The organism is Halonotius aquaticus, from assembly GCF_003605575.1.
GTDB lineage: Archaea > Halobacteriota > Halobacteria > Halobacteriales > Haloferacaceae > Halonotius > Halonotius aquaticus.
The window spans coordinates 75,378-101,696 of the sequence record NZ_QKNY01000005.1; the positions used below are offsets into that span (position 1 = coordinate 75,378).

A 26,319-nucleotide genomic window follows, 5' to 3' on the forward strand; every position below is an offset into this window, starting at 1 on the left:
GACAGCCGCCGTTACGACCGATCCGCGTTTCATTCGCGCGTGTGAAATTCTTACTCACAGAAGAGTAACGCTATTGAGCCGTGGGATCATCCGACACGGTATGCACGCTATCGCGGTCTACGAGGGCGAATCGGAGCCCGAACTCATCGACCTGCCGCGACCCGATCCCGACGCCGGCGAGGCACTGGTTCGGACGCTGCGGGTCGGCGTCGACGGCACCGACCACGAAGTCATCAGCGGCGGCCACGGCGGTTATCCGGCCGACACCGACCACATGGTGTTGGGCCACGAGGCCGTCGGCGTCGTCGAGGATGCAAACGGCACCGACCTTAGCGAGGGCGATGTCGTCGTCCCAACCGTCAGACGGCGACCCAACGGCGACAACGCCTACTTCGAGCGCGGCGAGCCGGATATGGCACCCGACGGCCAGTACCACGAGCGCGGCATCGTCGGCGCACATGGCTTCATGGCCGAGTATTTCACCAGTCCCGCCGAGTTTCTCGTCACGGTGCCACCAGAGTTGGCCGAACTGGGCTTTCTTGTTGAGCCGATCTCCATTACCGAAAAGGCGGTCGAACACGCCGACGCCAGCCGGTCGGCCTTCGAGTGGAACCCCGACGCAGCCCTCGTGCTCGGCAACGGCAGCCTCGGACTCATCACGCTGGCCATGTTCGAACAGCGGTTCGACCGCACCTACTGTCTGGGTCGGCGTGAGCGACCCGATCCGACCATCGATATCATCGAATCGCTGGGGAGCACCTACGTCAACAGCACCGAGACACCGGTGCCTGAGATCCCCGACGTCCACGAGGCACCCGATCTGATCTACGAGTCGACGGGGTATGCGAAACACCCCTTCGAATCGATCGAAGCGCTCGCGCCAAACGGCGTCCTCGCGGCGCTCGGCATTCCGGGCGACTGGGACTTCGAGATCGAGGGCGGGAAGCTCCACCGCGAACTGGTGTTGCACAACAAAGCTGTCGTCGGCAGCGTCAACTCCCATGTCGGCCACTTCGAGGCCGCTGTCGACACGCTTGCGTCGCTGTCGGACTCGTTCCTCGACGATCTCGTGACTGGAATTTTCGAGCTCGACGACTACGAAGCCGCCTTCGTCGACGACGACAGGACTATCAAAAACGCGATTCAATTCAGCGAGTATGAAAAACGTCGATAACCTCATCGAGAGCGCGACCGAGTTGGCGGGGCGGGGGCTCTCCCGCGGCGAGATCGCCGATGAACTCAACGTCTCTCGGGAGACCGCAAGCTGGCTCGTCGAGCGCGGCGGGGTCGAACACGAAGCCGACCAAGAACCGCGTGCGACCGCCAGTCCACAGGATATCCACGTCGACTGGAGTGCGATCGGCCGCGACAGCCGGCGGCTCACCCACGTCAGCCACGCGATGGCCGACCTGATCTCGAAGGATGACACCGATGTCGGGCTGACCGTCGGCATCGAGAAGGCCGGCGTTCCGCTGGCGACGGTCATCGCCAACGAACTCGACACCGATATCGCGGCCTACGGCCCCGCAAAACACCAGTGGGAGGAAGGCGATATCGACGAGATCGACGGCGGCTTCTCCCAGAATTTCTCGGCCGTCTCCGATCAGCACTGCTACATCATCGATGACATCATCACTTCGGGGACGACGATGCGGGAGACGATCACGGCCGTCCGCGAGCACGGCGGCACCCCGGTCGGCTGTGTCGTCCTCGTCGACAAACAGGGTCTCGATGAGATCGACGGCGTCCCCGTCTCCTCGCTGATGAACGTCGTCAGCGTCGCCCCCGAGGAATGACGCCGCCGCCAGCGATCGACCCAACCCGGATCGGCGTCGACGTCGGTGGTACCTTCACCGATGTCGTTCTCGTCGTCGACGGCGACCGCTACACCGCGAAAGTGCCGACGACGGCCGACCAGAGCGTCGGCATCCTCAACGGAATTCAAAAGGCCTGCGACGCCGCCGGCATCGACCCCGCCGCAATCGATGCCTTCGCGCATGCGATGACCGTCTCTGTCAACACCCTCTTAGAGCGCGACGGCGCGAAAACCGCACTGGTCACGACCGCAGGCTTCCGCGACGTGCTGGAGATCGCCCGACAGGATCGCCCGGATCTCTACGATCTCAACGCCACCAAGGCCGACCCGCTCGTCCCCCGCAACCGCCGCTTCGAGATCGACGAACGCGCGACGACCGAGGGCATCGAGCAGCCGATCGACCCCGACGATGTGCGCGATCTTGCCCGCGAAATCGCCGCGACCGACGCCGAAAGCGTCGCGGTCTGTCTGCTCCACGCCTACGCCCATCCGGAAAACGAACAGCGGGTCGCCGACAGCCTCCGAGAAACACTCGACGTGCCAGTCTCGGCCTCTCACGAGGTGCTCCCGGAGTTTCGGGAGTTCGAGCGTACCGCCACAACCGCCGTCGACGCCTACGTCACACCGGCGATCCGCGGGTATCTGAACCGACTTACCGAGAAAGCGACTGACGCCGGTGTGCCGGAACCGCGAATCATGCAGGCCAACGGCGGGATCGCCGACAGCGAGACCGTCAGCGACCGCGCCGTCTCGACGACGCTCTCGGGCCCCGCGGCTGGCGTCGTCGGCGCGGCGGCGACAGCCGCCGAATCGGATGCGACCACCGCCCCCAGCGTCGTCACCTTCGATATGGGCGGCACCTCAAGCGACGTGAGCCTCGTTCGCGACGGCCAGGCCGAACGCACGACCGCGGCCGACATCGACGGGATCCCGATCCGGACGCCGATGGTCGACGTGACGACCGTCGGCGCGGGCGGCGGCTCGATCGCGTGGGTCGACAGCGGCGGCGCGCTCCGTGTCGGTTCCGAGTCCGCGGGTGCTGAGCCTGGCCCCGCATGCTACGGCCGTGGCGGCGACCGCCCGACCGTGACCGACGCCAACGTCGTCCTCGGCTACATCGGCGATGACACCGCCCTCGGCGGCGAACTCACGCTGGATGTCGAGGCCGCCCACGCTGTGCTCGACGATCTCGCTTACGAGGCCGACCTCCCGGATGCTGAGGCGGCCGCCCGCGGCGTCGTCAGAGTCGCCAACGCGACGATGACACGGGCAATCCGGGCGACGACCGTCGAGCGCGGCCACGACCCCCGCGAGTTCGACCTCGTCGCCTTCGGCGGCGCGGGGCCGATGCACGCCGCCGCGCTCGCCGCCGACCTCGGGATGGATCGCGTCGTCGTTCCCGCGCCGGCTGGCGTCCTCTCGGCGTACGGCCTGCTCGCGGCCGACGAAACTCACGACGCCGTCCGCACCGTCACCCAGCCGCTCGCCGATAGCGATCCCGAAGAAATCGACGCGATGTACGACGAATTGGTTGAGTCCGTGCTGGCAGACGCCTCCGAACCGGCGGCCGCCACGATCGAGCGCGCCGCCGACTGCCGGTACGACGGTCAGAGCTTCGAACTCACCGTCTCGGTCGATCATTTTTCTCCGGAATCGGTCGCCGAGGCCTTCGACGCAGCCCACGAGCGCGCGTACGGCTATACCCTCTCCGCGCCGGTCGAACTCGTCAATCTCCGGGTGACCGCGACCATCGAGGGGTCGCCACCCGCGATCAGCCACGACGGCGCGGGCGACGCAGTCGTCGGGAGCCGCGAGGCGATCTTTCCGACGGCGGACGGCGATACCGGAGCGCGCGTGTCGGCGACCGTCTACGACCGCCCGGAACTCGCCGCCGAGGCGGCGATAGCCGGCCCGGCGATTCTCGAACAGGCCGAAAGCACGACCGTCGTCCCGCCTGGCTGGCGGGGCCGAATTCGAAGTGACGGCGCGCTCGTGATGCGGCGGCACGAGGAGGAGAGAAACCAATGATCAGCACAAGCGACATCGATCCGGTCACGCTCGAAGTCCTCCGAAATCAGTTCGAGAGCGTCGCTGACGAGATGGGCCAGGTACTCATTCGCGGCGCGTACTCGCCGAACATCACCGAACGCCAGGATTGCTCAACGGCGATTTTCGACGCCGACGGCCGGATGGTGGCTCAGGCCGAACACATCCCCGTCCACCTCGGCGCGATGCCCGAGGCCGTCGACGCCGTTCTCGATCACGACCCCGCGCCAGGTGACGTGTTCATCCTCAACGATCCCTTCGCCGGCGGGACACACCTCCCAGACGTGACGTTAGTCGCGCCCATCGCGCCGCGCGAGGAGATCCTCGGCTACGCCGTCTCGCGAGCCCACCACGCCGACATCGGCGGGATGACACCCGGCAGCATGCCCGCGGGCGCGGAGGAAATCTATCAGGAAGGTCTGCGGCTCCCCCCGACGCGCCTCGTCGACGCTGGCGAGCGCAACGAGGAACTGTTCTCGCTGATTCTCGCCAACGTTCGCAATCCCGACCAGCGACGGGCCGATTTCCGTGCTCAACTCGCGGCTACTGAGCGCGCCGAGGCGCGACTCGCTGAGCTGATCGACGACCACGGGCACGACCGCATCCGCGATGGCTTCGACGCCGTCATCGACTACTCGCGTGAGCGGATTCGGGATTCCATCACGGAGTTGCCGGACGGCACCTACCGCGCCACCGACGTGCTGGAAGGCGACGGGGTAACTGACGACGACATCGAGATCCAGGCGGCCGTCACCGTCGACGGCGCGACGATCACTGTCGATTTCGACGGGACGGATGCCCAACTCGACGGCAATCTCAATGCCCCGCTGGCGGTCGCCAAAAGCGCGGTCTACTTCGTGATTCGCTGCATCACAGATCCCGAAATCCCGCCGAATCACGGCTGCTACGAGCCGGTGACGGTCGAGGCACCTGAGGGCTGTCTGCTGAACCCCGAGCCGCCCGCCGCCGTCGTCGGTGGCAACGTCGAGACCAGCCAGCGCGTGACCGACGTGGTCTTCCTCGCGCTCGCCGAGGCCGCACCCGACAGCGTGCCCGCACAGGGCCAGGGGACGATGAACAACCTCATCATCGGCGGTCGCGGCGGCGAGTTCGCCTATTATGAAACTATTGGCGGCGGATTCGGCGGCCGCGCGAGTGCTGACGGAATGGACGGCGTGCAGGTCGGGATGACGAACACGTTGAACACGCCAATCGAGGCACTGGAAGCCGAGTACCCGCTACGGGTCGAACGCTACGCGTTGCGGCCCGACTCTGGCGGTGACGGCACCCATCGCGGCGGCCTCGGCCTCGAACGTCGCCTGCGCGTTCAGCAGGACGCGACCGTCTCACTCCTCACTGAGCGACGCCGCCACGCACCGCAGGGTGTTGACGGCGGCGAGCCAGGATCGACTGGCGAGAATCTGCTCCAGTTGCCGGACGAGAGCGAGAAATCGGTGGCAGCAAAAACGACGGTTGACGTGCCGGCCGATACCGTGGTTACGGTGCGAACGCCGGGCGGCGGCGGGCATGGCGATCCGGGCGAGCGCGACGCTGGGAAGCGGGAGCAAGACCGAATCGACTGAAAAACGGGCGAGGACAGCGCGGAGTAACAGTTATTGCATACGCATACGTATGTGCATACATGAGTGACACCTCGATTCGTGTCTCAAACGAGACGAAACAGCGGCTTGAACTCCACAAACGCGACGACGAGAGCTATGATGAGGTGATTCATCGCCTGACTGAGGACGACAAATGGGCGGGCTTCGGCGCGCTTGCCGACTCGGATATTCGCTCTGGAATGGAAGCAATGCGTGAACAGACGCGGTCGGGAATGGACGAGCGGATTGAGGATCTGGAGTAATGCTCCTGCTCGATAATACGATTCTTAGCGATTATCTGGCTGGTGTTGATACCGCTCGCCAGTTCTTAGAACAGTATGAACAGGATGTTTGGGCCGTTTCGTCTCTCGTTCTTTATGAAGCGTACATGGGATGTGCGCATGGGTACATTGACGCAACACCGGCGATGGTCAGGCAAGCCGTCAACACGTCGATGACTGTGGTTGATGTTACGTCACAGACGGCTGCCGAAGCCGAGACGCTTCAGCGGGAACTGTTGGACTCCGGCGTTCCTGCCGACAGTCCAGATATTCTGATCGCGGCGACAGCCCGAGAACACGGTGGGACGTTTGCAACCGCGGACAAACACTTCTGGAAACCGGAAATAGAAGAGGTGCTCTCAATCGCACAGTATGATCCGTACTGATTCTACTGCTCGCAGATATCCCGGAAGTTCTCGAAGACCTCCTCGCCGCGTTCGGTGTGGATCACTTCGGGATGCCACTGGACGCCGTAGAGGTTGCGGTCGGTGTCGCTCATGGCTTCGATCCCACACACGTCGGAGGTGCCGGTGCGGCTGAAGCCCTCGGGGAGCGTTTTTACTTCGTCGGCGTGGCTGGCCCAGACGCGGGTTTCCGGGGCGAGCGAGCCGATCAGTGGGTCGTCGTCGTCGGTGATATCGACGGTGACGTCGGCGTAGCCGCCGTACTCGCCGCCGCCGACGCTGCCGCCGAGCTCGTCGGCGATGAGTTGCATGCCGAGACAGATGCCAAGGACGGGTTCGTCGCGGTCGAGGTATTCTGCTGATCGGCCCACGCGATCCATATCGGGGCCACCGGAGAGAACGAAGCCGTCGGCCTCGACCTCTCCGGGGTCGACATCGTTGTCGACGAGGTCGGCGTCGACGCCGAGATCCCGGAGCGCGCGCTGCTCCAGATGGGTAAACTGCCCGTGGTTGTCGATGACCGCAATGCGAGTCATGGGCAGCCTTCGCTGCTGGGACTCAAAAGGAAACCGAAACCGGACGCGAAACTGGGTGTTTGGGCAGCTACCTCCCAGTACGGCGGCCAGCCCTCAGTCGGCAGCAACCCGGTCGCCGCGGATCTCGGCGACGTACGCGAGGAAATTGTCGAAGAGTTGCTTGGCCTCACAGGCTGCCGCGTAGTTTGATTCGGTGATCCCATCCAGCACCTGTTGAACCCGTTCCTCGGAGAGTTCGTCCTTGCCGGTGGTCACGGTTTCGGCGGTCTGCATGTCATACTCGGGGTGAAACTGCACGCCGATGGCGCGATCCTTGCGGAAGCCGTGGATTCCGTAGTCGTTTTCGGCGAAGACGGTCGCGCCCGGCGGTGGTTCGGCGACGCGATCTGAGTGGGTCGTGAAAACAGTCATCGACTCGTCGATACCGGCCAGCAGGCGATTGTCGCCGTTGTGTTCGACGGTGCGGTAGCCGATCTCGTACTCGCCCATGTCCTCGACGCGGCCACCGAGTACGTCGGCCAGTAGTTGGTGACCGTAACAGACGCCGAGGGCCGGGAGACCGGCTTCGACAGCGCCGCCAACCCACGTTTTCAGTCGACCGATCCATTCCTTGTCCCAGTAGACTGACGCGCTGGAGCCGGTGACAACGAAGCCGTCGAACGCGAAGTCATCGGGGAACTCGCCGGCCGGACAGCGAAATTCGACAACGTCAGCGTCGAGTTCGCGGACGAAGTTCCGTTCGGTGTCGTCGGCCGCGTGTGCCGCATTCAACAGAGCGATCTTGGGCCGACTCATGCACCTGTTTCGCACATACTGGAGTGAAAAGCTGTTGCGTTGCTTCGATTCTCTTGACGAACGTTTGGTTTCATCTGGTGCTGGATTAATCTGCTGTCATCGCGGGCGACTGCCGGACATCCTCGCGGAGCCGCGTCGCATACTCCAGCCGGAGTTGGCGGGCCGTTTCGCGGTCGATCGGCCCGTCGTGGTCGAAGGTATCTGCGATCGGGTCGAAGGCGTCCGGCTCAAAGCCCATCCGCGAGAGGTACGCCGCCAGCGACTCGGTCAACCCTTCCTCGATCGCGGTGTCGACGTAGTCGCTGACGGTCTCAAAGTCGGGGAGGACGATGCGCTCGTCGTCGACGCAGGGAGTGTTACCGCCGATGTCGACAGGGCGACCGTCCAGTTCACCAGCAACCTCGGCGAGAGTGTCAGCCAACGCAACGGTTCGGCTCGGCAACGTCGTGTCCGGCGATCGCCACTCGACGGTGCCGAATTCCTCGCGGAGCTGTACCGGCGTCCACACCGCGCTTTCGGGATCGAAACACGACTCGAAGGTCGATTCGTCGATGCCGGCGGCGATGGCTTGCTCGCGGAACCGATCGTAACACGTCTGCAGGCGTCGATTCCAGTCTTCGCGATCATCGACGTAGGGCCACAGTTCGCCCTGGTTCCGGAGATTGTCGTAGGCGAGCCATCGGTAACATTTCGAGCGCGCGCCCGGTGCCATCGCGTTCCCCCGGAAGTGTCGCGCCGAGTTGACCAACGCTAACGCGGGATCGAGTGCGATCAGCGTGTTGAGTTGGTCGACTGCTCTGCCGGGCTGTTGTTCGATGTGGATGTGGGTGCCGGCGCAGTGGCGGACGTACTGGAAGTCCTCGCCGACGACCTCGTTTTGAATCCGCGTTCGGTCGCAGGGGATCTCGCGGATCGCCTCGTGATTTAGTGGCGTTGCCAGCGGGACAAGCTGTTTGCCGAACTCCTTGCCTCGATCCAGCGCGGCTCTGACCCGCTCGAAGAGTTCTCCGCGGAGTTCGGCGGTCGACGTACAGGGCGTCGTCTTGATCTCAACCATCGGTTCGACGAACTCGCGTTCGGCACCCGGGAGGTCGATCAACGAGCCTGGTTGGGTGAGATACCCCGCCTCGTTGACGACCCAGTATTCGACCTCGATACTCCGCTTGAGTGATGGGGTAGATGACATGAGGGGTAGGCGGTGCTCGGCGTCAGTGTCGCACCAGTTCGTGTGCCGTGTTCACATGCAACTGTAAGCCGTGGTCGCCTACAAAAAAATTTGGACAATCAACTCAATATATCCTTAAATAGTATCCAGACACAATAGAAAATTCCAAATTTTGGCTAATATAGGATTTAAACTGGTTAATATAGTCTATGTATGAATTCTGATTAGATACAACCAGCAGAACGGACAAATGCCCACTACTCGATCGCTACCGCCCAGGACACATTGCGTCGACAGCACTATTGCCGCCAGCCACGCGGTCGCTGTCGGTGTTATCCCGCCCGGCTACAGTGCCATCGGATCGAACTGTGTATTTTCGCCGTTCCACTGCTCGCCATTGTCGTCGCGGGTGTCGATGTAGAGCTCGACGCCGTTACCGTCGGGATCGTCGAAGTACAGCGATTTGCTGATGCCGTGGTCGACCGGCTGAGCCTCGGTCTCTCGCTCCTGCAGCGACTCGTAACACGCCCGGAGGGCAGCCGGCGTGTCAAGTTCGAAGGCGACGTGGTAGAGCCCGCGGCTGTTCGGCGGTGGCGACGAGGCCTCGGGGCGGGCCTGCAGCGCGAGATCGTGGTGGTGGTCGCCAAACGAGAGGAAGGCGTAGTTGGCTTGCTGTTCGGTGACTGACAGCCCAAGCAGATCGGTGTAAAACGAGATCGCCCGGTCGAGGTCGCTGACGATCACATGAACGTGACCGAGGTGCGAGGCCATACGCGTTACAGGAACCGGACGCGTGATAGAACTACTGCTGGCGGATTATTCCTCGAACCGATCGCGCGCGGACTGGAACCCCAACTCCTCGGCTTCGGCTGCCTGTCGTTGTTCCCGTTCGGCGACCGCTTCGGGGTCGGGGTCGACATCGTCGTCGATGCGGGCAAACGACTGGTGCACTTTCGCGTGACACCACCGACACAGCGCGACCGTGAGTTCGTGGCTGGCGTCGACACTCTCCGAATCGCCGTCGCCGGTGTCCGCGTCGGCATATGACAAGTGGTGTTCCTCGATCAGCGGCCGGCTGTCGTCGTGGGCGAGCCGGAGTTCTTCGAGCCCGCATCGCCGACACTCGTCGTCGGTGGTCGTCCAGCGGTAGTGCGGGCAGCCACGCCACTCGTCGGCCTCTCCGACGTGACAGGCGTAGTCGTTGGCCGCCCGCTCCTCGGCGAACTCGGGGTCGACGCCGGCGTGGTTGAGGGCGAACCGACACCGGCCGTCGTCGGTGAGGTGGTCACAGAGCCCCGCGATGTCGTAGGGGTCGTCGACGCCGACGGGCGTGCCCTCGGGCGTCTCTTCCATGGCCAGCCTCGGCCCCCCAGAGCTAAATATCGTCCGCCCGACCGTCCTGTGTGCAGCTTGTTCACCGGCCCGAATCGGGTGGCGGCAGTCAGGTACTCGCCAGCGACATCGAGATCGCGGATTCATTTCTCGCACAGGCCCGCGGGCTGATGTTCCGGCGGTCGCTGGCCGAGGACAGCGCGCTCGTCTTTCAGTTCGATAGTGCGGCGAAACGCGACGTTCACATGCTGTTCGTTCCGTTCGCTATCGACGCGCTGTGGCTCGTTGACAACGAGGTCGTGGCAAAAAAGCGGCTGAAACCGTGGATCGGCCTCGGTCGCGAAACTGCTGAGACGCTGGTGGAACTGCCAGCCGGCGCGGCTGACGATGTCGCGGTCGGCGACCGCGTGACACTTGAGTAGTGTCGACCGCTGCGAACACCCGGTCACGGCGACGGAGACGGCAGCTTTATTTTGTTGTGCGTATGAAGAATTATGCACAATGGAGCATTCAGCCTCCAACGAGGATAGAGGAAGTCGGGGCGACCCGGCTGGCCGCGAAATTCTCCGGTGACAGGTATTCATCCGTGTACTCAAACACAACAGATGAGTTGCGTAGTGACAACGCGGCTCGCTCGGCGTTTCCCGACGACGTACAGCTCTTAGACACCACGCTGCGGGATGGCGAACAGGCCCCTGGCGTCTCGCTGACCCCCGACGAAAAGGTCGAGATCGCCGAGGCACTGGAGGCCGCCGACATCGACGTGATCGAGGCCGGCAGTGCCTGCACCTCCGAAGGCGAACGCGACTGCATCCGTCGGGTCACCGATCTCGATCTCGACGCGACGGTCACCAGCTTCGCCCGCGGGATCAAATCCGACATCGACCACGCGCTGGACTGCAACGTCGATGGCATCACGCTCGTCGTGCCGTCGTCGGACAAACACATCGAGACGAAGGTCGGCTCGACCCGCGAAGAGGTCATCGAGAGTTCGGTCGAACTCGTCGAGTACGCGACCGACCACGAGCTGTGGGTCGAACTGCTCGGCGAGGACGGCTCCCGCGCCGATCCCGAGTTCCTCGTCGAACTCGCCGAAGCTGGCCACGAGGCGGGGGCTGACCGGTTCTGCTACGCCGACACCGTCGGTCACGCCAGCCCGGAACACACCTACGAAGTCGTCGAGAAACTCGCCGAGTTAGGCCCGACCAGCGTCCACACTCACGACGACCTCGGCTTCGGGATGACGAACGTCCACGCCGGGCTGCGCGCCGGGGCGGATTTCGTCCACGGAACGGTCAACGGCATCGGCGAGCGCGCCGGCAACGTCGCCATCGAGGAGGTCGCTATCGCCCTCTCGCACAGCTACGATATCGAGACCCTCAATCTCCCGGCTGTCTACGAGTTGGCGACGACCGTCAGCCAGAACACCGGGATTCCGCTCGCGCCGAACAAGGCCGTCATCGGCGAGAACACCTTCACTCACGAGAGCGGGATCCACACCGACGGCACGCTCAAAGACGGCGCGATGTACGAGCCGTATCCACCCGAAACGGTGGGTCGGGAACGACGGCTCGTCCTCGGCAAACACGCCGGTCGCGCCGGCGTCGAAGCCGCGCTGAACGAACACAACATCGACGTGAGCGACGACGAACTCGCCGCCATCGTCGAGCGCGTCAAAACGCTCGGCGAGCGCGACAAACGCGTCACTGACGCCGACTTGCTGGCAATCGCCGAGGATGTCCAGGGTCGCGACCGCGAGCGGTACGTCGAACTCCTGACGCTAACGACTGCCAGCGGTGGCGAGGTGCCGACCGCCAGCGTCAAACTCCGCGTTGGCGACGAGGAACGCACCGCTGCCAACACCGGCTCCGGCCCGGTTGACGCCGCTGTCAAAGCCGTCCGTCAGGCGCTCGGCCCCGCCGCGAACGCCGAACTCGACTCCTTCCATGTCGATGCGATCACCGGCGGCACCGACGCCGTCGTCACCGTCGAAGTCGAGATGACTCGCGGCGACCACACCGTCACGGTCGCTGCCTCGGATTCCGATATCACGCGCGCCTCGGTGGACGCGATGGTCGACGCCCTTGACCGCCTGCTGGCGGCGTCGCCGCCGGAACAGCCGGTCGCCGACGACTGATCTCTATCCGTTTTTGCGGTTCAATCTGAGCAGGCAAGCAGGTGGGCCGGCCGGCCGATCAACCGACTTCCTGGCGGACTGAAAGGGCGAGGCTCTCCCGGCGAACCCGGACGTTCACGAGAGCTTGCTCTCGTGAGCCAACCAGAAATCTTCGATTTCTGGTGACGACGCAAGCACCGCAGTGAGCGAAGCGAGTGAGGAGCGCAGCGAGTCCCGGGAGTTCTGCGAGCGAAGCGAGCAGAACCTCGAAAGACGAGCGCAAGCGAGTCTTTCGGCGGCCGAGAGAGCCGAGGGCTTTCTATACCTATTTCTCGCATCCGAATCCGTATCGAACCCGTACGTCTAAGAGCGATGCCGCTGAAACGTCGCTGTGGCGTACGTCGTCGAAATCAAACCCTCTGCGCGCAAGCGAAACCCCGAGGTCGGGCGGACGATCAACACTGAGGGATCGACTCACCGCTTCGCGGATCGAGACGCTGCTGAGGGGTGGGCCGAGGAGTTGACCGGCGGGGGACGGGATCATGTCTGGATTCAGTCCGCTCACCCACAGGACAACTCCGCGGTCGACGCGTATCTCGTCTCGCGGAATACGCGTGGTGAGTTAGAACGTGCCTTCGACAAGCGGCGGCGTCGACTTCGCGGCGGCGACAGCAGTCAACAGCAGGGGCTGGCTGAGCAGTTTTCCGAGTAATTTGGTTGTATCGCTGTCGACGTCGCAATGCGATTTTAGGAGCGATTTGAACTACGGTCACCTCGCTCGCGTTGCTCGCTTGTTCTCTCATTCAAATCTCTCGACTCTCCGATACCCACTCGCGGTAACCGAGAGCCACAGAGGGCTCTTGGCGTGTTGCTCGCGGTAGAAACGCCGAGGGAGAGATTTGAACTACGGTCGCTCCCGGTGGTCGCTCCCTCGTTCAAATTCCCGACTACCGTTCGCGGGGACACGGGGTCGCGGCGCGACAAGACGCGCCGCTAAGTGATTTGTGTCCGCGCAGAAACGCCGAGGGGGAGATTTGAACTCCCGAGTCCGAATGGACAGTAGATTTCGAATCTACCGCCTTGGCCAGGCTAGGCTACCTCGGCTCACTTCCTCTTCGCCTGTGCCGAAAGTAAAAGATTCCGATGTGGCCGCCTTCGGCCGATTCATCGCCGCTACGCCGCCCCGAGTGTGATGCGAGCAGTTGTCCCGCCGCTGTTGTCGAATGTAAGCTGCCCATCGGAGTAGTCGACGATCCGATCGATCAGCCAGAGGCCAACCCCACTGCCGTGTTCTAACTCTGATTCGTCGTGGCCGTCGATGACGGTGAGTTCGGTACTCGGGATACCGGGCCCATTGTCGCTGACCTCGATGACAACGTCGTCGCCGGCTTCGGTGGCCGTCACCCGGATCTCACCGCCGTCGTCGACAGCGTGTTCCAGCGCGTTTTCGATGAGTTGCGTGATGGCAACCGGGAGCTTCGGGTGGGCGAGAACCGACGCCGCTGTCTCGCTGTCGACGCTGACGTCGACAGCCGCCGGTGGGTCAGGCGCCATCTCGACTGCATCCTCGACAACGGTGTTGATCGCGACCCGGTGTCGCTGTTCCCGTGTCTGGACGACTTCACGCATTGTCCGCGCGTTGGTTGCGGTACGTTCGAGATTCTCACAGTGCTCGATGATATCGGCTGCGTAGGCGGCTGTCTCACAGTCCTCGGCGATGGCGTTGGCGTACCCTTTGATCACCGTCAGATCATTCCGGAGGTTATGCCTGAGCACCCGGTCGAACACCGCCTCAAGCAGCTGGAGCTCCTCGCGGTTGTCGACCAGCTGGATCGCCGTTTCAAGGTTCGAGGTCAGCGTTTCGGCGATACTCCGGTCGGCGTCGGTCAGATTCTGTGGTCGGACGGTGCCGGCCATCAGGATGCCAAACTCGCCGATCGGGGCGATAACCTCCGAGCGAACCACGCTATCCTCGTTGTAGGCGTCGGGCCGGGCGGCGACATCGCCGACGAGTTCGGTTTCGCCGCGCTCGAATGCGTCCCACGCGATCCCGTCACCGCGCTCGAATGCCGGCGGTGATCGAAAGAGATCGAAGGCCGGATCGGTCATCCCCAGTGGGGTGAGCCGGTCGTCGATCTGATCGTACTCCCACACCCCCGTGATCGGAAAGTTGAGCGCCGTCGGAAGCTGCTCAAGCACCGCATCGATCATCGCCGGCTTCGCTTCGGCGGTCACGGCTTCCTGGGTGATCGTCTGGACGGCTTCGAGGCTCTGGGTTCGCTGGGCCCGGGTGAGGCCGATATTCCCGAGTGTGCTCAACAGCCGGCCAAGTTGTCTGTCGGTCTCATCGAAAGCCCCTGGCCGCTCGTCGCCGATCACAAGCACGCCGTGGTCGCTGAGCGGACACAGCAGGACGCTTTCAATTTCCGGGCCTGCGTGGGCGATCGAGTCGTCGGCCGTCGACAGTTGATCGATACACCGGGTCTCCCCGCCGTAGACCGCCCACAGCGGTGTTTCGTCGTCGCCGCTGGCGGCCGCAAACATCGGCTCGTCGGCCGTCGTCGCCGCCGGTGTGAGGGCGTCGGTAGCCCGATCGTAGAGGTGTACCTCCGCGACTGACGCGTCGATGACGGCCATCGCCGTTTCGATCGTCCGCTCGCAGGCCGTCTGTCGATCCTCGCTTGTCAACACCGCCTGTGACTCCGCATACAGCGATGCCAGGGTTCGGCGGCGTCGTTTCTCGTCGGTGATATCGACATAGAGCAGGAAAAACTCCCGGCCGGCTGCGATCGTGATCGGGACAGCCCGCAGCAGGAAGTCGCCGCTGCCGGTTGTGGTCTGTCGGCTGACCTCCGCGGTCACCGGCTGGCCGTCGGTGAGTTGGGCGTCGATATCGGCTGTCCCTCCCTCGTCGCTTGCGGCTGTCTCCTCGCTGTCAGTCGCCGGGATCGTGGGTTCGAGCCGACTCCCCTCCGTCGTCGAGGTGGCGTCGCCGAAGGTCGTCTCGAAGGCCTCGTTTCGGCGGGTGATCGTCGCCGTCCCATCGGTGGGAGAGACGGTCACCATCGGCTCTTGGATGGTCGTAAACAGGGCCTCAAACCGCCGTCGCTCGTTGCGAAGGGTTGCTTCGGCCGCCGTGGCCGTACACGCGGTTGCAAGCTTGTCGTTGAGCGGCCCGAGAGCGTCGATGACTGCCGTGGGAAGCCCCGACCCGCGCGTGCCGAGCAGCAAGACGCCGAACTCACAGAGCTCAAAGAGGTAGTAGTGGCCGTCTTCGCCGACCTCGCCGACGATCGGGAACGACTCGGCGTTGGTGCTTTCCTCGCCGCCCGTGTCGTTCTCGCCCTCGGTGTCGCCCGCTGTCCGTTCGGTGAGCCGAGCGCGTGCAGCGAGATAGACCGGATCGTCGACGGCGGCCGCAGGCTGGGAGACGACCCGATCGTAGCCGCCATCCTCGTGGCGGCTAAAGACGCCGCCGACCGTACAGTTCAGTTTCTGGAGATACGCCTGTAGGGCGGTTTTAGCGGTCGATTCCAGCGTTTCCCCCGGCGAGATCGCCAGTGAAATTTCATGGAGGATTTGGGTTCGGTGGGGGTGGTCAGCCATCCTTACCCGCTCCCCGCGGCTCGCTCAGAGGCCATCGATTGCTCCGACGACCGCGGTTTTATTGTAGTATTCGAGATGGCCCCGCCCGTCGTTGGCGATCTCACCGATGGTGAGCGCGCCGATCGTGTTGGCCGTCTGACTGAGGGCTGCTAGCTCCCGGTCGAAGTCGGCGTCGAGATACTGTGCCCGTGAGAGACAATCGAAGGTGACCATCGCGCTGTCGGTGTGTGCTCCCTCGCTGGCGGCCGCGTGGGCGCGGTCGGCCGCCGCGACGAGCGTTTCGGGGTCGCCCTGGAGGATGTGGACGAACTCACCTTCGGGGAGGTCGCCGAAACACTGCAGCGAGCCGTCGTCGTCGACCGCAAAGGGGTCGCGGACGATCCGCTCGGCGCCCAACCGACTGATGCCGAAGGGATGTGAGGTGGCGATCTCGGCGAAGGTTTCTGTCGTCACCGTCCGGTCGGTCTCGGCGTCGATGATGGCGGCGTAGCGGTCGTAGGCCGGCTGGCCGTCGAGGGTTTCGAGTCGGCGGCCGTCGGCGGCAGTGATCTCGAAGGGGCCGCCGATATCCGTCCAGCCGTGTTCGACGCCGATGGTGCTTTCGGCGGCGACCATCGCCACCACGGCGGCGTCGCCGACGAGCCCTTCAGGGGTGAACAGACAGTGGCGTCTGTCGCCGTCGAACGTGCCGGCGCCGCCGCCGATGTAGGTGTACTCGACGCCGTAGGTGTTGAACAGCTGTTGGACGAACTGGTCGCCGGCGTCGGCGTAGGCATCGACGAACACGAACGCTGTTTCGTCGTCGCCGTCCGCGTCGGCCTCAAGCGGTTCGTCGGTGGTGGTGATCGGTTCGACTGTCGGCTCAACATCCAGGCCGGCGACGACCGCGCCGTCGGCGCGGACCGCGCCGTCGTAGATGACCTTCGGGAACAGGCCGCCGAACACCGGCGTTGAAAGCCTTCGAAGCGTCTCATCGACAGCCGCCGGGGTAAACGCGTCGTCTGGTGTCGCAAGCACGAGGAGTCCGTCGATATCAGGGTCGGCGTCGAACTCTCGGAGCGTCGTGTGAAACTCGCTGCCGGTCGTCCGGCAGTACGCAGCCTCCATGACTGCCATCCACACCGGCCGCGATAAAAAGTCCACCGTCGGGGTGGGTGGTGGCGGGATCGCCTCGGTGCGGTGCTGGCGGCACTGATCAGCCGCGGCGCGTGCTCAGCCAGACCCACACCGTGGCGAACACGATGAGCAGGGTGACAACGGCGACGGCGACGTAGAACCCGGCTGCGGCATCGAACTCTGCCAGTCCGATGGTGATTGAGGGGTGCTGGAGGCCAGGCATAGTGGTATTGCGCTTCGGTACGAGAAATCAGAAAGTGGGTTTGGGCAGATTTGAACTGCCGGCCTCCTCCATGTCAAGGAGGTGTCATAACCAGACTAGACCACAAACCCGTGCTGGTTGTGCGTTCTGACGCACTCGTCAGTATCCGGGGGACGTAATTGAAGCTTTCGAAGCGCGGCCCCGCTGGCGGTTCCCGACGTGTCCGCTTGCTGTCGGTCGTCGTGTGTTCGTCCCGTCGTCGTCGACATCCGGGTCGCGCTGTCGGTCGATAGCCTTTTAGCGATGTACAGACGTGTACATTATAAGCCGAACTCATACACTGGTGACTAACAATGCAGGACTATATCGAACGTGTGGCCGACGGTGAGGATTTGGGGCTCGACGAGGCGCGGGATGCCGCCCGCCTCGTGTTCGAGGAAGCAACCGAGGCGCAGATCGGCGCGCTGCTGTCTGCGTTACGGGCCAAGGGCGAGACCGAAACCGAGATTGCCGGCTTCGCACAGGGGATGCGCGACGCCGCCCGCACCATCGAGCCCAACCGCTCGCCGCTGGTCGATACCTGCGGCACCGGCGGCGACGACTACGATACGATCAACGTCTCGACGACGAGTGCTATCGTCGCCGCGGGCGCGGGCGTCCCCATCGCCAAACACGGCAACTACTCCGTCTCTTCATCCTCCGGTAGCGCGGACGTCCTCGAAGTCGCTGGCGTCACCGTCGACGCCGAACCGCCCGCTGTCGAGGACGCGATCAACGACGAGGGGATCGGGTTCATGCTCGCCACCGTCTTCCACCCCGCGATGAAGGCCGTCATCGGCCCGCGGAAGGAACTCGGCATGCGAACCATCTTCAACGTCCTCGGCCCGCTCACGAATCCCGCCGCCGCGGACGCCCAACTGCTCGGCGTCTACGATCCCGACCTCGTGCCCGTCATCGCCCGCGCGCTCACCGAGATGGAGGTCGAACGCGCGCTCGTCGTCCACGGCGCGGGGATGGACGAGATTGCCCTCCACGACGCAACGACCGTCGCCGAAGTCGATGGCGACGAGGTCACCGAGTTCACGCTCACGCCTGACGATCTCGGGCTCGACGCGGCTCCCATCGAAGACGTTGCTGGCGGCACCCCCGAAGCAAACGCCGCCGACCTCGAAGCGATCCTCACCGGCGAAGAAACCGGCCCGAAACGCGACCTCATCCTCGCCAACGCGGGCGCGGCAATCTACGTCGCTGGCGAAGCCGAGTCGCTGGAAGCCGGCGTCGAAGCGGCCGCCGAGGCCATCGAGTCGGGTGACGCCGCAGCCAAACTCGACGCCTTACGCGAGTCGACTGCCGCACCGGAGGCCGGGGACGCCTGATGGCACGCACCAAGATCTGCGGCATTACGAACCGCGCTGACCTCCAAGCCGCCATCGAAGCCGGCACTGACGCCGTCGGGATCATCTCGGCGGTCGACGTGGCGACGACACGGGAGGTCGACCGCAGCACGGCCGCCGAGTTGGTCGCCGCGGTGCCGCCGTTTGTCACCGCCACGCTCGTCTCGATGCCCGAGGACGCCGACCACGCCGTCGAGCTCGTCAAAGCGATCCAGCCCGACGCGCTCCAACTCCACGGCGAGTTCGACGCCGACGACCTCGGCTACATCCGCGCCGAAACCGGCGTCAAAGTCATCGCCGCTGTTGACCACGAGGATACCGACCGAGCCAGCGCGCTTGACGGCGTCGCCGACGCCCTGCTCATCGACTCGACGACCGAAGAGGGCGCGGGCGGCACCGGCGACCCCCACGACTGGGAGGCGACCGCCGACCTCGCCGATACGCTGACGACCCCGGTGATCCTCGCCGGCGGCCTCACCCCCGAGAACGTCGCCGAGGCGATCCGGGTGGCCGCGCCGTTCGGCGTCGATGTCGCCTCCGGCGTTGAACGCTCGGAGGGCAGCAAGGATCACACCGCCGTCGCCACCTTCGTCCGGAACGCCGGCCGCGAAATCGAGGTGCCAGCATGACAACCGGCGAGACGGCGAGCGATGACCCGGCCGACGCAGCCGCCGCCGACAGCGACCTATTCAGCTTCGACCGCGACCGCGATGAGTACGCCGCCCTCGTTGCCGACGACCGCGAGGAGCCGGTCGTCGCCCGCGCGGCCGCAACGCTCGAACTCGATACCTCGCCGCTCGCCGCCTACGCCGCCCTCGCCGACCGCAGCGAGTACAATTTCCTCCTGGAGAGTGCCGAAAAGGTCGCCTCCTCGGATCCCGACGGCGCGTTCACCGCGGCGACCGACGCCGAACGCCACGCGCGGTACTCCTTCGTCGGCTACGACCCCGAAGCGATCATCTCGGTGTATCCGACCCGAACCGAGGTCGACCGCCTCGGCGACGCCGGTGACCTCGTCGTCGACGCCTACCGCGGCGACGCCGCGACCGACGGCGACGTGCTCGACCGCCTCCGGCGCGGCCTCCCAGCGGTCGACCGCCGCGGCTTCCCCGATGTCGACCGCCGCACGCTCTCGGGCGGCCTCGTCGGGTTTCTCGCGCATGAAGCCGTCTACGATCTGGTGCTTGAAGAAGTCGGCCGCGAGCGACCCGACACCGACCTCCCGGACGCCCAGTTCGCGCTGACGACCCGGACGCTCGTCTTCGACGACGCCGAAGGGACGGTCGAACTCGTCTTTACCCCCGTCATCGGGCCCGACGACGACCCCGGCGAGTGCTACGACGACCTCGTGTCCGAAGCCGCCGACGTTGCCGCGACGCTCGCCGCGGCCGACGAACCCGAACCGACCGGCTTCCAGCGAACGGACGAGACCGCCGGCTCCCAAGCCGACTACGAGGACGCTGTCCGCACGGCCAAACAACACGTCCTCGACGGCGACATCTATCAGGGTGTCATCTCGCGTCGCCGCCAACTCGCCGGCGACATCGACCCGATCAGCTTCTATGAGGCCCTTCGCTCGGTCAACCCCTCGCCGTACATGTATCTCATGCGCCACGACGATCTCTCCATCGTCGGCGCGAGCCCCGAAACGCTCGTTTCTGTCGAGGGCGACCGCATCGTCTCGAACCCGATTGCAGGCACCTGCCCCCGAGGGTCGAGCCCCGTCGAAGACCGCCGACTCGCTGGTGAGATGCTTGCCGACGGGAAAGAGCGCGCCGAGCACACGATGCTCGTCGACCTCGCGCGCAACGACGTGCGCCGGGTCGCCGATCCCGGCAGCGTCGAAGTCGAGGAGTTCATGAGCGTCCTGAAATACAGCCACGTCCAGCATATCGAATCGACCGTCACCGCCCGCGTCGCCGACGAGTACGACGCCTTCGATGCTGCCCGTGTGACCTTCCCCGCGGGGACGCTCACCGGCGCGCCGAAGGTTCGCGCCATGGAGATCATCGACGACCTCGAAGCCGCACCGCGTGGCGTATACGGCGGCGGGGTCGGCTACTTCTCGTGGAGCGGCGACGCCGATTTTGCGATCGTGATCCGCACCGCGACCGTCGAACACGGGGGTGCCGACGGCGACAGTGTGGACGGCGATCTCGCCGGCGCAAGCGAGGGTGACGACCTGATTACCGTCCAAGCCGGCGCGGGCCTCGTCGCCGACAGCGATCCCACCTCGGAGTACGAGGAGACCGAACAGAAGATGGACGGCGTGTTGACCGCCATTGAGCGGCTTGAATCGCCGGAGGGCGAGCAATGAACGTCCTCGTCGTCGACAACTACGACTCGTTCACCTACAACCTCGTCGAGTACGTCTCCGAGACTCGGATTCCTGACGGCGACGACGAGTTCGCGGATATCGATGTGACGGTACTGAAAAACACGGCTTCCCTCGATGAGATCCGCGAGGCCGACCCCGACGCGATCCTCATCAGCCCCGGGCCGGGCCACCCGAAAAACAGCCGCGACGTGGGCGTGACGATGGACGTGTTGCGTGAGCTGAGTCCCGACATCCCGACGCTTGGCGTCTGTCTCGGCCTCGAAGCTGCGGCCTACGAGTACGGCGGCAGCGTCGGCCACGCGCCCGCACCGATCCACGGCAAGGCCTACCCGATGGATCACGACGGCGAGGGTGTTTTCGCTGACATCGAACAAGGCTTTCAGGCGGGTCGGTATCACTCGCTGATTGCGACCGAGGTGCCGGACTGTTTCGAGGTGTCGGCGACGACCGACCACGAGGGCGAGGAGCTGGTAATGGGGATTCGCCACCGCGAGCACCCCATCGAGTGCGTGCAGTTCCACCCTGAGAGTGTGCTGACCGCGGTCGGTCACGACGTGATAGACAATTTCCTCCGACAGGCTGTGGGGGAATCGACGGCCGCGTCACCGCCGCGCTCGGACGCCTGATCGACGCTGCTCTGATCGTATTGGTTAGCCGCCAAACACGCGAAAAGAGAGCGTTTCCAGTAGTCCGCCGCCGCCACCGCTTTCGTTGTCTCCGCCATCATCGCCTCCGCCATCATTACTTCCACCATCATCGCCTCCGGCACCGCCAATATCGACGACATCATCGGGATTACTGACGTCAACGCCGGTTTGGTTGGTTGGATCGGTCGGCTCCGTGCCGGCGTCCGACGCTGTCGATTCGTCGGCTGTGGGCTCGTCGCTCCCGCTTTCGCCAGCCGTCTCGGCGTCACCGGACTGGCCACCGTTGTTGTTGGCTTCGTCAGTTGTTTCTGGTTGAACTTCGACGGCAGCATCAGCACCACCATCGGGTGTGGCGGGGCCATCCTTCTCAATCCCCTTGCGGAATGCGCGGCCGGAAAACGCCGCAAGCACCGTGTACTCGCCGTTGGGTACTCGACCGCGGATCACAAACTCGGAGATGTTGTCGACCGCGTTGTAGAGGTCAAATACGTTGTCGAGACGGAGTTTTATCGTTCGCTCGAATGTTGCGGGGATATCTTTCCACGTGTCGTCGGTGCCGAGGGTGTCATTCGCGCTGACGGCATCTGCTTTCAGTCGCACCCGCTCGTTGTTCTGCTCGGATTCGTTTTCAAGCTCAACAAACGTGGTAATCCCGACGTGTTCCTCGTAGCGGAGATATATCTGGCCGACCGTGTATCCGGGGAGCCCGCTCGGGTCGTCCTCGTTGTCCGCGCTCGACGACCCGTCGTCGCCGGACGCGTCGCTATCCGACGCCGTCTCGTCGTTTGATTGGGCGTCGGCAGGCGCAACGAGGCCGCCCCAGCGGAGCCCTCCGAACACGGAAAGGGTGCCGGCAACCCCACGAAGGAGTTGACGGCGGCTCGTCATAGCCGCTGGCTACCTCGGTTCGCAGTGTTGAACATGGATGCCTGCGGGCGATCCCACAGGTGGTGTGTAAACGTACTCCCCTCTCTCCTCTTAAAATGCGCCCCACAAATATCAGCCGAGATAACTGGCTGCGGTGTCGCTCCCGAGTCTGTTGATTCGGCCTAGTCGTCCTCGTGATATTGCCGGCAGCTACAACAGCCCGAACTGCACAAGAATGAGCAGCGCGCCGACGACAACGACGCCGATGGTGACGAGCCGCCAGGCGATCTTGAGGACGATCCGCCCCACGATGAGGACGACAAGCATCCCGATGAGGACGATCAGCAGCTGCGGGAGGCTCAGCCCGGCGATCCCGCCGCTTGCGAGTCCGCCGATGAGCGCGAGGGGTGACATATCCTGAGCGAGACACCGAATCGGAATAAGCTTGTGGGGACTACGTTCGATTCCAACATATCGGGCAGTACGGCAGTAATCGCCACGTATCGGCCGCCCAGCCAGCCGCGGTCGTCGTTTCACTTTCAGTCCGGTTTGGGCATGCTTATACCAGATCAGTCCCATCACACAATAGCTACCGGACGCGGACAGAACCGACCCTCTCCAGACCGCAGCACAGCGAGCGGCAGCACTCAACAGTGCAATTCTGCTTGTGCTACCGCAACCGTAGCTGTTATGAGGGTGCCATCGGTATCACAGTCCCGTCTTTCGCTACGGAGTACACAGATGCGCCACCAGACCAAAACCACCATCCGACACGCCGACGCACCGCAGGGGGCCGACGAATGAGCCGCGCGGAGCTCTCCGCCGACGAACTCGAACTCCCGATCAAACGAACCACCGGCGATACGCTCGAAGACCGACTGACGAGCAACGCCTACAACAATATCCTCCCCGCCCGGTATCTCCGCAAGGATGCCGACGGCAACGTCGACGAAAGCCAAGAGGAGCTGTTCGAACGCGTCGCCCAAAACGTCGCCCTCGCCGAAGCCGTCTTCGAGGCCGACAAACAGGACACCGAGATCACGGTCACGCCCGACCAGATCAAGCCCGACCACCCACGGCGCGACGAACTCGCGGCGGAGGTCTTTGGCAAAGGGACGACCGCCGCGGACGACGCCGAAACGACGCTGTCGGTCTACAACGTCAACAAGTTCTCGTACGAAACGATCGTCCCCGAACTTCCTGACGATATCCAAAGCCACGTTGAGAGTGTTGCCGACGAGTTCGAGGAGCTGATGACCCAGCTCTCGTTCATGCCGAACTCGCCGACGCTGATGAACGCTGGCGACGAACTCCAGCAGCTGTCGGCCTGTTTCGTCGACTCGCCCGGCGACGATATCACGGATATTCACCAGACCGCAAAGGAGGCCGCTGAGGTCTTCCAGTCCGGTGGTGGCATGGGGTATGCGTTCTGGAAGCTCCGCCCGTACGGCGATTCGGTCGGCTCGACCGGCGGCATCGCCTCCGGGCCGATCACGTTCATGCGTACCTACGACCAGATGTGTGAGACCATCGCCCAAGGTGGCGCGCGACGCGGCGCGCAGATGGGTGTCATGCGGGTCTCCCACCCTGACGTGATCCAGTTCATCCACGCCAAGAACAAGGATGTCTCGCTGGCGCACTCACTGCGGCTCAACGACCCCGACGACTTCACGCACAACTCCTTCGCCGAGGCGCTCGAAGAGGCCCGCGAGCTGATCGACGAGGAAGGCCGTGTCCCCGAACACCTCCGCAACGCCGTCGAGGGCCATCTCTCGAATTTCAACATCTCCGTCGGCGTCACCGACGACTTCATGGAGGCCCTGTTCAACGGCGAGGAGTTCACGTTCACGAACCCCCGTACCGAGGAACCCCACATCGCCACCCCCGAGACCAAGGAACTGTACGACCTCCACGGCCTCGGCGAGTACGTCGAGGTCGGCGAGGAGCTTTCGGTTCCCGCCGAGGAACTCTGGGATCACATCGTCAACGGCGCCTACGAGAACGGCGAACCGGGCGTCATCTATCTCGAACGCGTCAACAAACAGCACTCCTTCGACGTCGAGGAACACCCTGACCACGAGATTCTCGCCACCAACCCCTGCGGCGAGCAGCCGCTTGAGGAGTACGAGGCCTGCAACCTCGGCCACATCAACCTTTCAACACTGGCTGACAAGGACGCCCCCGACTGGCGCGTCTGGTACGACAACAACGGCGACCAGTATGACTCACTTGAGGCGGCCGCCGAGGCGTTCATGCACGAGGCTGTCGACATGGACGCGTTCAACCGCCGGATCGAGTCCGGGACGCGCTTCCTCGAAAACGTCGTCACGATGTCGGACTTCCCGGTCGACGAGATCGAGCAAAAAGTCCGCGAGATGCGGAAGATCGGCCTCGGGATCATGGGCCTGGCCCAGCTCTACATCCAGATCGGCGTCCGCTACGGCTCCGACGAAGCCAACGCCATCGCCGAGCAGTTGATGACCCATATCAACCACGAGTCCAAGTGGGCCTCTCACGAACTCGCCGAGGAACGCGGCCCCTTCTCGGACTACGCGGACTCGAAGTACGCCGACCCGACCGAGTACCGCGAGTGGTTCGAACACCACACCGGTCTCGATGCCGACGAGTGGGCCGACGGCTTCCCGATCCGCAACCACAACACGACGACCATCGCGCCGACCGGCACGACCTCGATGATCGGCAACACCACCGGCGGCTGCGAGCCGATCTACAACGTCGCCTACTACAAGAACGTCTCCGACGACGTGCAAGGCGACGAGATGCTCGTCGAGTTTGACGACTACTTCCTCCGCGTCCTGGAGGAGAACGACATCGACGTTGACGCTGTCAAGCAGGAAGCCCAAGAGCAGATGGCCGAAAACGAGTTCGACGGCGTCGAAGGCCTTGAGACCGTCCCGAAGGCCATCGGCGAACTGTTCGTCGTCACCTCCGACCTCTCCGGGAAGGAACACGCTGGCGTTCAGTGTGCCTGCCAAACCGGCGTCGACTCCGCCATCTCGAAAACGTGTAACTTCCCGAACTCGGCGACCGCCGAGGACATGGATGAGGTCTACCGCTATATCTACGAGAACGGCGGGAAAGGCGTCACCGTTTACCGCGACGGCACCCGCTCGAAGCAGGTGCTCACGACGCGCGCGAAGAACACCGAGTTCGCCGACGACGGCGAGGCTGCCGAACAGATTACCACCCAGATCGAGGAGGTCTTCGGCGGCATCGAGGGCTTCCTCGACAACGAGGAGGTGCGCGCCGAACTCGGCGCCGAACTCGACGAGCTGTTCACCCAACCCGAGACGACCGAGGAAGGCCTCGGCAAGAAACGCCCGCGACCGGACGTGCTCTACGGCGTCACCCAACGGGTCGACACCGGCTACGGCAAGGTCTACGTCAACATCAACGAAGACGAGCAGGGCCGGCCGTTCGAACTGTTCGCCAACATCGGCAACTCCGGTGGGTTCACGGCCTCCTTCACCGAGGCCCTCGCCAAGACGATCTCGACCGCGCTGCGCTCGGGCGTCGACCCCGAGGAGATCGCCGGCGAACTGAACGGGATTCGATCGCCGAAGGTCGCCTGGGACAAAGGCGAGCAGATCAACTCCATCCCCGATGCTATCGGCACCGCGCTCCGCCGCTACCTCGACGGCGATATCGAGGAGCCGTACCCGAAACAGCAGAACCTCTCTGAGCTCAACGAGAGCGACGAGGAATCGGAGCGACAGCCGACCGCACCCGAAACCGACGGCGGCGCGGCCGTCTCGGCGGGCGCGAGCAGCGGCGCGACGACGGATTCGATGACCGAGCCGCCGGCCGATGAGGCGGCCACCGACGACGCGACCGAGGAGCTCCTCGCGGCCGGCGAATCGCCGGAATGCCCCGAGTGTGGCAGCATGTCGCTGTACTTCTCGGAAGGCTGCAAGACCTGCGAGTCCTGCGGCTGGTCGGAGTGTTAGCCTCCCGGCACGGTTTCGTTTCGCCCCGTCGACATCACATCTCGTAGTAGCGATCTCCACTGTCGGGGGCGTTCCGCCCTGATAACTTA

24 protein-coding genes and 2 tRNA genes are annotated in these 26,319 nt (G+C 64.2%); 14 read left to right on the forward strand and 12 right to left on the reverse strand.

Annotation, left to right across the window (positions count from 1 at the left end):
• The first annotated feature begins 100 nt into the window (after window positions 1-100).
• Genes DM826_RS03500 through DM826_RS03525 form a run of 6 tightly spaced genes read left to right on the forward strand, consistent with a single transcriptional unit; the run spans window position 101 to window position 6,130 of the window.
• Complete coding sequence (locus DM826_RS03500; protein WP_120101523.1) at window positions 101-1,174, forward strand: glucose 1-dehydrogenase; 1,074 nt, start codon at window positions 101-103, stop codon at window positions 1,172-1,174.
• On the forward strand, window positions 1,158-1,796 hold the full coding sequence (gfcR, locus tag DM826_RS03505) for a transcriptional regulator GfcR (protein ID WP_120101525.1): 639 nt from the start codon (window positions 1,158-1,160) through the stop codon (window positions 1,794-1,796). The genes DM826_RS03500 and gfcR overlap by 17 nt, the downstream gene beginning before the upstream one ends.
• A complete protein-coding gene (locus tag DM826_RS03510) occupies window positions 1,793-3,844 on the forward strand; it encodes a hydantoinase/oxoprolinase family protein (RefSeq protein ID WP_120101528.1) in 2,052 nt (683 codons plus the stop codon). Before gfcR ends, DM826_RS03510 begins: the two co-directional genes overlap by 4 nt.
• Window positions 3,841-5,445, forward strand: coding sequence for a hydantoinase B/oxoprolinase family protein (locus tag DM826_RS03515; protein WP_120101531.1), 1,605 nt, complete (start codon window positions 3,841-3,843; stop codon window positions 5,443-5,445). Before DM826_RS03510 ends, DM826_RS03515 begins: the two co-directional genes overlap by 4 nt.
• 59 nt (window positions 5,446-5,504) lie before the next feature.
• Complete coding sequence (locus tag DM826_RS03520; protein WP_120101533.1) at window positions 5,505-5,726, forward strand: DUF7557 family protein; 222 nt, start codon at window positions 5,505-5,507, stop codon at window positions 5,724-5,726.
• Window positions 5,726-6,130 carry a PIN domain-containing protein gene (locus tag DM826_RS03525; protein ID WP_120101535.1) on the forward strand — a complete coding sequence of 135 codons (405 nt, stop codon included), beginning with the start codon at window positions 5,726-5,728 and terminating at the stop codon, window positions 6,128-6,130. Before DM826_RS03520 ends, DM826_RS03525 begins: the two co-directional genes overlap by 1 nt.
• A 2-nt stretch (window positions 6,131-6,132) precedes the next feature.
• Here DM826_RS03525 and DM826_RS03530 read toward each other — a convergent pair whose 3' ends face one another.
• The 5 genes from DM826_RS03530 to DM826_RS03550 all read right to left on the reverse strand — a co-directional run bounded on the left by DM826_RS03530 (window position 6,133) and on the right by DM826_RS03550 (window position 9,997).
• Window positions 6,133-6,684, reverse strand: a complete 552-nt coding sequence (locus tag DM826_RS03530) for a GMP synthase subunit A (RefSeq protein WP_120101537.1) — start codon at window positions 6,682-6,684, stop codon at window positions 6,133-6,135.
• Window positions 6,685-6,777: 93 nt separating this feature from the next.
• Entirely contained in the window at window positions 6,778-7,479 is a 702-nt protein-coding gene (locus DM826_RS03535) for a type 1 glutamine amidotransferase (RefSeq protein WP_120101539.1), read from the reverse strand.
• 85 nt (window positions 7,480-7,564) lie between these two features.
• Window positions 7,565-8,665: a glutamate-cysteine ligase family protein gene (locus DM826_RS03540; RefSeq protein ID WP_120101541.1), complete on the reverse strand. Its 1,101-nt coding sequence runs from the start codon at window positions 8,663-8,665 to the stop codon at window positions 7,565-7,567.
• Between the two features lie 324 nt (window positions 8,666-8,989).
• Window positions 8,990-9,415 carry a VOC family protein gene (locus DM826_RS03545; RefSeq protein ID WP_120101544.1) on the reverse strand — a complete coding sequence of 142 codons (426 nt, stop codon included), beginning with the start codon at window positions 9,413-9,415 and terminating at the stop codon, window positions 8,990-8,992.
• A 45-nt stretch (window positions 9,416-9,460) separates the two neighbouring features.
• Window positions 9,461-9,997: a DUF7097 family protein gene (locus DM826_RS03550; RefSeq protein WP_120101546.1), complete on the reverse strand. Its 537-nt coding sequence runs from the start codon at window positions 9,995-9,997 to the stop codon at window positions 9,461-9,463.
• Between the two features lie 50 nt (window positions 9,998-10,047).
• Between DM826_RS03550 and DM826_RS03555 the strand changes: the two genes are divergently transcribed.
• The 3 genes from DM826_RS03555 (at window position 10,048) to DM826_RS03565 (ending at window position 12,804) form a co-directional block, all read left to right on the forward strand.
• Entirely contained in the window at window positions 10,048-10,398 is a 351-nt protein-coding gene (locus DM826_RS03555; RefSeq protein ID WP_120101548.1) for a DUF192 domain-containing protein, read from the forward strand.
• 62 nt (window positions 10,399-10,460) lie between these two features.
• Window positions 10,461-12,113 (forward strand): (R)-citramalate synthase, encoded by a 1,653-nt coding sequence (locus DM826_RS03560; RefSeq protein ID WP_120101550.1) that lies wholly within the window; start codon window positions 10,461-10,463, stop codon window positions 12,111-12,113.
• 370 nt (window positions 12,114-12,483) lie between these two features.
• Window positions 12,484-12,804, forward strand: a complete 321-nt coding sequence (locus DM826_RS03565; RefSeq protein ID WP_120101552.1) for a hypothetical protein — start codon at window positions 12,484-12,486, stop codon at window positions 12,802-12,804.
• 307 nt (window positions 12,805-13,111) lie between these two features.
• On the opposite strand, the gene DM826_RS03570 is transcribed toward DM826_RS03565, so the two are convergent.
• From DM826_RS03570 to DM826_RS03585, 5 genes are all read right to left on the reverse strand, one after another.
• Window positions 13,112-13,196, reverse strand: a tRNA-Ser gene (locus DM826_RS03570).
• A gap of 69 nt (window positions 13,197-13,265) precedes the next feature.
• Complete coding sequence (locus DM826_RS03575) at window positions 13,266-15,698, reverse strand: PAS domain-containing sensor histidine kinase (protein ID WP_120101554.1); 2,433 nt, start codon at window positions 15,696-15,698, stop codon at window positions 13,266-13,268.
• A gap of 24 nt (window positions 15,699-15,722) precedes the next feature.
• Window positions 15,723-16,805: an FIST signal transduction protein gene (locus tag DM826_RS03580; RefSeq protein WP_165853240.1), complete on the reverse strand. Its 1,083-nt coding sequence runs from the start codon at window positions 16,803-16,805 to the stop codon at window positions 15,723-15,725.
• 88 nt (window positions 16,806-16,893) lie between these two features.
• Complete coding sequence (locus tag DM826_RS12955) at window positions 16,894-17,037, reverse strand: hypothetical protein (RefSeq protein ID WP_165853241.1); 144 nt, start codon at window positions 17,035-17,037, stop codon at window positions 16,894-16,896.
• A gap of 35 nt (window positions 17,038-17,072) precedes the next feature.
• Window positions 17,073-17,147: transfer RNA gene (locus tag DM826_RS03585), tRNA-Val, on the reverse strand.
• 222 nt (window positions 17,148-17,369) lie between these two features.
• Between DM826_RS03585 and trpD the strand changes: the two genes are divergently transcribed.
• The 4 genes from trpD to trpG are packed head-to-tail and all read left to right on the forward strand — an operon-like array spanning window position 17,370 to window position 21,374.
• On the forward strand, window positions 17,370-18,392 hold the full coding sequence (gene trpD / locus DM826_RS03590; protein WP_120101558.1) for an anthranilate phosphoribosyltransferase: 1,023 nt from the start codon (window positions 17,370-17,372) through the stop codon (window positions 18,390-18,392).
• The gene (locus DM826_RS03595) at window positions 18,392-19,039 is read left to right on the forward strand and encodes a phosphoribosylanthranilate isomerase (RefSeq protein ID WP_120101560.1); all 648 of its coding nucleotides are present in this window, start codon (window positions 18,392-18,394) and stop codon (window positions 19,037-19,039) included. The genes trpD and DM826_RS03595 overlap by 1 nt, the downstream gene beginning before the upstream one ends.
• The gene (trpE, locus tag DM826_RS03600; RefSeq protein ID WP_120101562.1) at window positions 19,036-20,727 is read left to right on the forward strand and encodes an anthranilate synthase component I; all 1,692 of its coding nucleotides are present in this window, start codon (window positions 19,036-19,038) and stop codon (window positions 20,725-20,727) included. Before DM826_RS03595 ends, trpE begins: the two co-directional genes overlap by 4 nt.
• Window positions 20,724-21,374 carry an anthranilate synthase component II gene (gene trpG / locus DM826_RS03605; protein WP_120101564.1) on the forward strand — a complete coding sequence of 217 codons (651 nt, stop codon included), beginning with the start codon at window positions 20,724-20,726 and terminating at the stop codon, window positions 21,372-21,374. The genes trpE and trpG overlap by 4 nt, the downstream gene beginning before the upstream one ends.
• Window positions 21,375-21,398: 24 nt before the next feature.
• On the opposite strand, the gene DM826_RS03610 is transcribed toward trpG, so the two are convergent.
• Together DM826_RS03610 and DM826_RS03615 are read right to left on the reverse strand one after the other, a co-directional pair.
• Entirely contained in the window at window positions 21,399-22,283 is an 885-nt protein-coding gene (locus tag DM826_RS03610; protein ID WP_120101566.1) for a hypothetical protein, read from the reverse strand.
• Between the two features lie 189 nt (window positions 22,284-22,472).
• Window positions 22,473-22,676 (reverse strand): hypothetical protein, encoded by a 204-nt coding sequence (locus tag DM826_RS03615; RefSeq protein ID WP_120101568.1) that lies wholly within the window; start codon window positions 22,674-22,676, stop codon window positions 22,473-22,475.
• 386 nt (window positions 22,677-23,062) lie between these two features.
• On the opposite strand from DM826_RS03615, the gene DM826_RS03620 reads away from it, so the two are divergent.
• Window positions 23,063-26,230, forward strand: a complete 3,168-nt coding sequence (locus tag DM826_RS03620) for an adenosylcobalamin-dependent ribonucleoside-diphosphate reductase (RefSeq protein WP_120101570.1) — start codon at window positions 23,063-23,065, stop codon at window positions 26,228-26,230.
• Window positions 26,231-26,319: the final 89 nt, after the last annotated feature.